Source organism: Streptomyces sp. CA2R106 (assembly GCF_037034245.1).
Taxonomy (GTDB): domain Bacteria; phylum Actinomycetota; class Actinomycetes; order Streptomycetales; family Streptomycetaceae; genus Actinacidiphila.
The window spans coordinates 1-8,872 of the sequence record NZ_JBAGKC010000059.1 but is presented as its reverse complement, the minus strand read 5'-3'; the positions used below and the strand labels follow the sequence as shown (position 1 = coordinate 8,872).

1 protein-coding gene is annotated in these 8,872 nt (G+C 74.9%); it reads left to right on the top strand.

From position 1 onward, the window contains the following. Positions 1–8,872, top strand: an 8,872-nt coding sequence (locus WA788_RS34770) for a type I polyketide synthase (protein WP_335984370.1), incomplete at both ends; no start/stop codon positions are given.

Here is an 8,872-nt window from a genome sequence, read left to right as displayed (position 1 = left end):
GTCGGTCGTCTCCGGAGTCGCCCGTTCCGGCGTCCAGGTGGGGCTGGTCTTCGCCGGCCAGGGATCGCAGTGGACCGGCATGGGCCGGGAGTTGTACGGGTCCAGCCCGCTGTTCGCCGAGGTCTTCGACCAGGTGTGCGGGCTCCTGCAAACGGAGTTGGGCACGGCCGTTCCCGTACGGGACGTCGTGCTGGGCGTTGAGGGTGTGGACGCGGGTCTGGCGGATCAGACGTTGTACGCGCAGACGGGCCTGTTCGCGTTCGAGGTGGCGTTGGCCGCGGTGTTGGAGGCCGCGGGGGTGCGGCCGGATGCGGTGGTGGGGCACTCGGTGGGTGAGGTGGCTGCGGCGTATGTGGCGGGGGTGTTGTCGCTTCCGGACGCGGCCAAGTTGGTGGCGGTGCGGGCGCGGTTGATGCAGGAGTTGCCGTCGGGTGGGGCGATGGCGTCGATCAAGGCGCCGGAGGCCGAGGTTGTTGCCTCCTTCGCTGACGTGACCGGTGACATCGCGGTGGCCGCGGTGAACGGTCCGGACTCGGTCGTCGTGTCCGGTGCGGTCGAAGCAGTGGACGCGCTGGTGGAGTTGTGGCGTGAGCGGGGGCGCCGGGTGCGGCCGTTGCGGGTGTCGCACGCGTTCCACTCCCCGGCGATGGACCCCGTACTCGACGGCCTCGGTGCCACGGCGCAGGAGATCGAGCACAGCCGGCCCAAGGTGCTCTGGGCGGGCGCCCTCACTGGTGCGTTGGTGTCGGACCCGGACGCCGGGTACTGGACCGCGCAGGCACGGCAGGCGGTCCGCTTCGCCGACGCCGTCGCCGCCCTTGCCAGGGAAGGCGTCTCCGTTTTCCTGGAGGTCGGACCGGACGGCTCCCTGTCCTCCCTCGGCCCGGACGCGGTCGCCGAAGTGCAGGGCGCGGAGCCCGCGTTCGTGCCGCTCCAGCGCCGCACCGACGAGGGCGTGACCGGCCTGGAGACGGGTTTGGCCCGGGCCTTCGTGCACGGCGCCCCCGTCGACTGGCGGTCGGTGCTGCCCACCGCCACCCAGGTGGAGCTGCCGACGTACGCCTTCCGGCACCAGCGGTACTGGCCGAAGGGCATGATGTCGCTGCCCGGCACCGTGAAGCACGGCGCCGGCGACCCGGCCGAACTCGGGCTGGAAGCGTTCGGCCACCCCATGCTGCGCGCCGTCGTCGAACTCGCCGGCGAGGACCAGTTGGTGTGCACCGGGCGGCTGTCCGCCCGCGCCCAGAGCTGGCTGACCGACCACACCCTCGGCGGGGTGGCGCTGCTGCCCGGCACCGGCTTCGTGGAACTCGTGGTCAGCGCGGGACACCAGGCGGGCTGCCCGGTGCTGGCCGAACTCAGCCTGGACGAGCCGCTGACGCTCCCCGCCGACGGCGCCGGCACGCAGATCCAGGTGCTCGTCGGCGCCGCGGACGAGGAGGGCCGGCGCCGGGTGGACGTCTTCGCCCGCCCCGACCGCTCCGAGGAGGAGCACAGCTGGGTCAGGTACGCCACCGCCCTCGTCGCCCCCGGCCGCATGCCCGCGCGGCAGCCGGTCAGGACCCCCGCCGACCTCACCGCGTGGCCCCCGCGCAACGCCCGCGCCCTGGACGTCGCCGACCTGTACACGGTGCGGCTCGCCGACATCTACGGCCCGGCGCTCCAGGGCCTGCGCGGCGTCTGGCAGCGCGGCGACGACGTGTTCGCCGAAGTGGCGCTGCCGGAGGACGCCGGCGCCGCCGACACCTACGGCATCCACCCGGTGCTGCTCGACGCCGCCCTGCTCGCCGACTCCGTCGCCGGGCCGGCCCAGGGCCGCGACAACGCCACCGGACCGGACCGCATCCGCGTGCCGCACGCCTGGCGGGGCGTGGAACTGCACGCCGCCGGCGCGTCCGTGCTGCGGGTCCGGCTGCGCCGGGACGCCGACGGCACCCTGGCGCTGACCGCGGCCGACACCGCCGGCACCATGGTGCTGTCGGTGGACTCCGTCGCGACCCGGCCGCTCTTGGCCGACCAGGTGCGGGCCGACGACGCCTGGGTCCGGGACGCCCTGTTCACCGTCGAATGGCTCCCGCAGCAGCGCGGCGGCTCGCGCGGCAGCGCGGCCAACCCCGCCCTGCACCCGCCGCAGCAGGGGGAGTGGGCCCTGATCGGCGCCGACCGCTTCGCCGCGGCCGAGCAGCTGAACGCCGCCGGGACACCGGTGCGCACCTACCCCGGCGTCGCCGAACTCGCGGCGGCCGCCGCCGCGGGCGCCATCGTGCCGCGCACCGTGCTCGCCTGCCTCAGCGGCGGCGCGTCCGACGACCCGTCCGCCCCGGCGGACCGAAGCGGCGTCGCCGCGGCCGCCCGGCGCGTCACCACCGATACGCTGATGCTCCTTCAGGAATGGCTTGCCGCACCGGAGTTGCAGCCCGCGCAGCTTGTCCTGCTCACCCGTGGCGGCGTCCCGGTGCACCCCGGCGAGCGCGTCGCCGACCCGGCGGCGGGCGCCGTACGGGGCCTGCTGCGCTCCGCCCAGATGGAGCACCCCGGCCGCTTCGTGCTCGCCGACCTCCCCGCCGACGGCGACGCCGCCGACACCGCCGCGCTGCCCGCCGCCCTGGCGGTCGGCGAACCCGAACTCGCCCTACGGCAGCGGCAGCCGTACGTCCGCCGCATGGTCCGCCCCACCGGCGGACCCGCCTCCGACGACCGCCCCGGGACGCGAGAGACCGCGGGCCCGCGCACGGTACTGGTCACCGGCGGCACCGGAACCCTCGGCGGCGTCGTCGCCCGGCACCTCGCCGCCACCGGCCGGGCCGACGAGGCCCTCCTCCTCAGCCGCTCGGGACCGGCCGCCGCCGGCGTCGCCGCACTGGCCGCCGACGTGGCCGCGCACGGCGCCGACGTGCGGGTCGTCGCCTGCGACGCCGCGGACCGCGACGCGCTGTCCCGCGTCCTGGACAGCATCCCCGCCGACCGACCCCTGCGGACCGTCGTGCACACCGCCGGCATCATCGACGACGGCCTCGTCGACTCGCTCACCGCCGAGCAGGTGGCCGCGGTGCTGCGCCCCAAGGTCGACGCCGCCTGGCACCTGCACGAACTGACCCGCGACAGCGACCTGGACCACTTCGTGCTGTTCTCCTCCGTGGCCTCCGCGTTCGGCGGCGCGGGACAGGGCAACTACGCGGCCGCCAACTCCTTCCTCGACACCCTGGCCGGCCACCGCCGGGCCGCCGGACTGGCCGGCACCGCCCTGGCCTGGGGCCCCTGGATGCCGGAAGCCGGCATCGGCCGGGACCTCGACGAGGTGATGCTCCGCCGCATGACCGGCTCCGGCCTCGCCGCACTCAGCGAGGACGAGGGCCTGACACTGCTGGACCTGGCCCTGGACCGCCCCGAGGCCGTCCTCGTCCCGGCCCGCCTGCACAAGGCCGGGCTACGGGTACAGGCCGCCGCCACCGGCATCCCCACCCTGTGGACGGAACTCGCCGACGACCTCGCCCCGCGCCGGGCCGCCGTCACCTCCGCCGCCGGCGCCACCGCCGCGGCCGGCGCCGACGCCGCCCAGCAGCTCCGGGAGCAGCTGTCCGCGCTGACCGGCCCCGAACGCGACCGACTCCTGCTCGACCTGGTCCGCAGCCATGCGGCCGCCGTCCTCGGCCACCCCTCCGGTGACGCCGTGGAGGCCGGCCGGCCCTTCACCGACCTCGGCTTCGACTCGCTGATCGCCGTCGAGTTCCGCAACCGGCTGAACCCGGCGACCGGCCTGCGCCTGTCGTCCACCCTGGTCTTCGACTACCCCACCCCGGTGGAGCTGGCCGCACACCTGCGGGAGCAGCTCGCCGACGACCTCACGGACGCCGCCACCGCCGTCCCGGAGACCTTCGCCGCGTCCGCCGCCGACGAGCCCATCGCCATCGTCGGCATGGCCTGCCGCTTCCCAGGCGGCGTGACCAGCCCGGACGAGCTGTGGCAGATGCTCACCGACGGCACCGAGGGCCTGTCGACCTTCCCCACCGACCGCGGCTGGGACCTCGAATCCCTCTACAACCCGGACATCGAGCACGCCGGCACCTCCTACACCCAGGTCGGCGGCTTCCTCCAGGAAGCCGGCGCCTTCGACCCCGGCTTCTTCGGGATCAGCCCGCGCGAGGCGCTGGCGATGGACCCGCAGCAGCGCCTGCTGCTGGAGACGTCCTGGGAGGCGCTGGAGCGCGCCGGGATCGACCCGGCCACCCTGCGCGGCAGCCGCACCGGCGCCTTCGTCGGCGGCTACGGCTCCTCCTACCTCGCCGTCAGCGTCACCGACGAAGAGGAACTCGAAAGCCTCGGCGCCCACCTGATGACCGGCAACGCCGCCAGCGTGCTGTCCGGCCGCGTCTCCTACACCCTCGGCCTGGAAGGCCCCGCGGTCACCATCGACACCGCGTGCTCCTCCTCGCTCGTCGCCCTCCACCTGGCGGCGCAGGCCCTGCGCGCCGGGGAGTGCTCCCTGGCGCTGGCCGGCGGTGTCACCATCATGGCCAGCCCCGACGGCTTCCTGGCGTTCTCGCACGCCCGGGGCCTCGCGGCGGACGGACGCTCCAAGGCGTTCTCCGACGACGCCGACGGCATGGGCATGGCCGAGGGCGCCGGGATGCTCGTGGTCGAGCGGCTGTCGGACGCCCGCCGCAACGGCCACGAGGTCCTCGCCGTGCTGCGCGGCTCCGCCATCAACCAGGACGGCGCCTCCAACGGGCTGACCGCGCCCAACGGCCCGTCGCAGCAGCGCGTCATCCGCGCCGCGCTCGCCAACTCCGCCCTGACCACGGCCGATGTGGACGTGGTCGAGGCGCACGGCACCGGTACGACGCTGGGTGACCCGATCGAGGCCCAGGCGCTGCTGGCCACCTACGGCCAGGACCGTGGCGACCGCGGCTCACTGCTGCTGGGCTCGGTGAAGTCCAACATCGGCCACACGCAGGCCGCGGCCGGTGTCGCCGGTGTGATGAAGATGGTGCTGGCCCTCCGGCACGAGCAGCTGCCGCAGACGCTGCACGCCGAGGTGCCGTCCTCGCACGTGGACTGGACCGCCGGTGAGGTGCGGCTGCTCACCGAGGCCCTTCCGTGGCAGTCCGACGGCCGGGTGCGCCGGGCCGGCGTCTCCTCGTTCGGCATCAGCGGGACGAACGCGCACGTCATCCTGGAAGAGGCCCCCGCGGCGGAGCCCGTGGAGGCGGCCGGGGAATCCGGGGACTCCTCGGACCCCGAGGCCGCGGCGGTGGCGGCGGCCGCGGTCGCCGTCGCGCCGGACGCCGGCGCCGGGGCCTGGGTGGTCTCCGGGCGCACCGCCGAAGCGCTCGCCGCGCAGGCGGGCCGGCTGCGGGAGTGGGTCTCGGCCCGTCCCGAGCTGCAACCGGCCGACGTGGCCTGGTCGTTGGCGGCCACCCGCTCGGTCTTCGAGCACCGCGCGGTGATCGTCGGCGGTGACCGCCAGGAACTCCTGTCCGGCCTGGCGAGCGTGGTGTCCGGTACGCCGTCGGGTGCGGTGGTGTCGGGGAAGGCACGCTCGGCGGCGCGTCCGGTGTTCGCGTTCGCGGGTCAGGGGTCGCAGTGGGTGGGGATGGGGCGTGAGCTGGCGTCGGTGTCGCCGGTGTTCGCGGCTCGGTTGGCGGAGTGTGCGGCGGCTTTGGCGCCGTATGTGGAGTGGTCGCTGCATGAGGTGTTGGCGGGGGCTGAGGGTGCTCCGGCGTTGGAGGCGGCTGATGTGGTGCAGCCGGCGTTGTGGGCGGTGATGGTGTCTTTGGCGGCGGTGTGGGAGGCGGCTGGTGTCGCGCCCGAGGCGGTGGTGGGTCACTCGCAGGGTGAGATCGCGGCGGCGACGGTGGCGGGGATGCTGTCGTTGGAGGATGGCGCGCGGGTGGTGGCGTTGCGGTCGCAGTCGTTGAAGGTGTTGGCGGGTGCGGGCGGGATGCTGTCGGTCAGCAAGTCCGCGGCTGAGGTTGAGGAGCGGTTGGCCCGGTTCGGGGACGCTGTCGCGTTGGCGGCGGTCAATGGTCCGTCTGCGGTGGTGGTGTCGGGTGAGCCCGCAGCGCTGGAGGAGTTGAAGGCGGAGTTCGAGGCCGAGGGTGTCCGGGCGCGGATGGTGGCGGTGGACTACGCGTCCCATTCGGCGCAGGTGGACCGGCTGGAGGGCGAGATCACCTCGGTCCTGGCGGGGATCAGTCCGCGTCGGGGCCGGGTGCCGATGGTGTCGGCGATGACCGGGGAGACGCTGACCGGTGAGGAGTTGGATGCCGGTTACTGGTTCCGGAGCCTGCGGGCGACGGTCCATTTCGACCGTGCGGTGCGGACGTTGGCGGGCCGCGGCCATCAGCTGTTCGTCGAGGTGACTCCGCACCCGGTCCTGATGGGTGCCATGAACGACACTCTGGAAGAGGTCGCCCAGGAGGCGGGCCATGGCGCTGAACCCGCTGCCGTCTGCCCGACGTTGCGCCGTGACCACGGCGGAACCGAACGCCTGCTGACCTCGCTCGCCGAAGCCTTCGCCGGCGGTGCGCCGGTGGACTGGACGTCGGTCCTGCCCGCCGGGCAGCAGGTGGAGCTGCCGACGTACGCCTTCCGCCACCGGCGCTACTGGCCGGAAGGCATGCTGGCGCTGCCCACCGGCGGTTTGGCCGCGACGGGCGGCGGCAGTGGGAGCCCCGATGTCGAGGCCGCGTTCTGGGCGGCCGTCGAGGGCGGCGACCTGACCCGCCTCGGGGGCACCCTCGCGTTGGACGCCGGGCGCCCGTTCCACGAGGTGCTGCCGGCGCTGGCGTCCTGGCGGCGCCGCGAGCAGGACCGTTCCACCACCGCCGGCTGGCGCTACCGGATCACCTGGTCGGCCGTCGCCGAGCCGGACTCCCGGCTGCTGTCCGGCCGGTGGCTGGTGGTGACCCCGGCCGGAGCCGACGACGACACGGCCGGGCAGTGCGTCGCCGCGCTCTCCGCCCGCGGCGCCGAGGTCACACGGGTCGAGGTCCCCGCCGGAACCGCCGACCGGACGGAGACGGCCGAACTGCTGGCCCAGGCCGCCGAAGTGTCCGCCGTCTCCGGTGTGTTGTCGCTGCTGGCGCTGGACGAGACACCCCTGCCCGACCACCCCGTGGTCACCGCCGGCCTGGCCGGCACCCTCGCACTCGTCCAGGCACTCGGGGACGCCGGCATCGGGGCCCCGCTGTGGCTCGCCACTCGCGGCGCCGTCGCGGCCGGCCGGGGCGAGGCGCTGACGCACCCCGTGCAGGCGCAGGTGTGGGGCCTCGGCCGCGTGGTCGGAATCGAACACCCGGAGCGCTGGGGCGGGTTGGTGGACCTGCCGGAGACAGTGGACGAACGGGCCGGCGCGCGGCTGGTCGCGGTCCTGGCCGGCTGCGGCGAGAACGAGGTCGCCGTCCGGCGCGCGGGCATCCTGGGACGCCGGCTGTCGAGCGTCGCACGCGGCAGCGGCTCCGCCGACGGCTGGACCCCGCGCGGCAGTGTGCTGCTCACCGGCGGCACCGGTGCGATCGCCGGGCATGTGGCGCGCCGGCTCGCCGGCCGGGGCGCCGAGCGCCTGGTGCTGACCAGCCGTTCCGGCCCCGCGGCCGAGGGCGCGGCGGCGCTGGCCGCCGAACTCGCCGCGGCCGGCACGCGAGTGGACCTCGTCTCCTGCGACGTGAGCGAGCGCCCGGCCCTGTCCTCGCTGCTGGCGCGGATCGCGGCGACCGGCCCGGCCCTGTCGTCGGTGCTGCACACCGCGGCGGTGCTCGATGACGGCGTGGTGGACCGCCTCACCCCGGACCGCCTGGCCTCCGTGCTGCACGTGAAGGTCCGCGGCGCGGAGCTGCTGGACGAGTTGACCGCGGAGCTGGACCTGGACGCGTTCGTGCTGTTCTCCTCGGCGGCCTCCACGCTCGGTGGCCCGGGTCAGGGCAACTACGCCGCGGCGAACGCGTACTTGGACGCGCTGGCGGAGAACCGCCGCTCGCGCGGCCTGGCCGGTCTCTCGGTCGCCTGGGGCCTGTGGGGCGGTGCCGGGCTGGCGCAGTCCAACGAGGCGATCCGCTCCCGTATGCGCCGGACCGCCATGCCGCCGATGGACCCGCAGCTCGCGGTGGAGGCCCTGGTCGAGACCGTCAACGGCCCACACGCCGCGGTGACGGTGATGGACTTCGACCCGGAGCAGCTGGGATCGGCACCGGGCACGGCGCACGTCCTCGACATGCCGCTGGTCCGTGACATGCCGGAGATCCGGCGGCTGGCCGCAGCCCGCGCCGGTGCGGGCAGCACCGCCGCCGCGCCGCGCGCCGAGGGCGAACTCGCCGCCCGGCTGGCCGGTGTGAGCCGGTACGAGCAGGACCGGATACTGACCGACCTGGTCCGTGCCGAGGCCGCCGCCGTACTCGGCCACGACTCGGCCGACCTGGTGCCGGCCCGGCAGGCGTTCCGCGACCTCGGCTTCGACTCGCTGACCTCCGTCGAACTGCGCAACCAGCTCAACGCGGCGACCGGGCTCCGGCTGCCGGCCACCCTCGCCTTCGACCACCCGACCCCGGTGGAGCTGGCTGCCTTCCTGCACGGCGAACTCGTCGGTGAGCAGACGGTCGCCGGTCCCACCGAAACCGCCACCGCCGCTCCGGTGGCCGCCACGGTGGTTGCGGCGACCGAGGAGCCGTTGGCGATTGTGGGGATGGCGTGTCGTTTCCCGGGGGGTGCGGGTTCTCCGGAGGAGTTCTGGGAGTTGCTGTCCTCTGGTGGGGACGCGGTGGGTGGGTTCCCGACGGATCGCGGTTGGGACTTGGAGGGCTTCTTCGATCCGGACGGCACGACGTCGGGTACGTCGTCTACGGAGTCGGGTGCGTTCCTGCGGGACGTGGCCGAG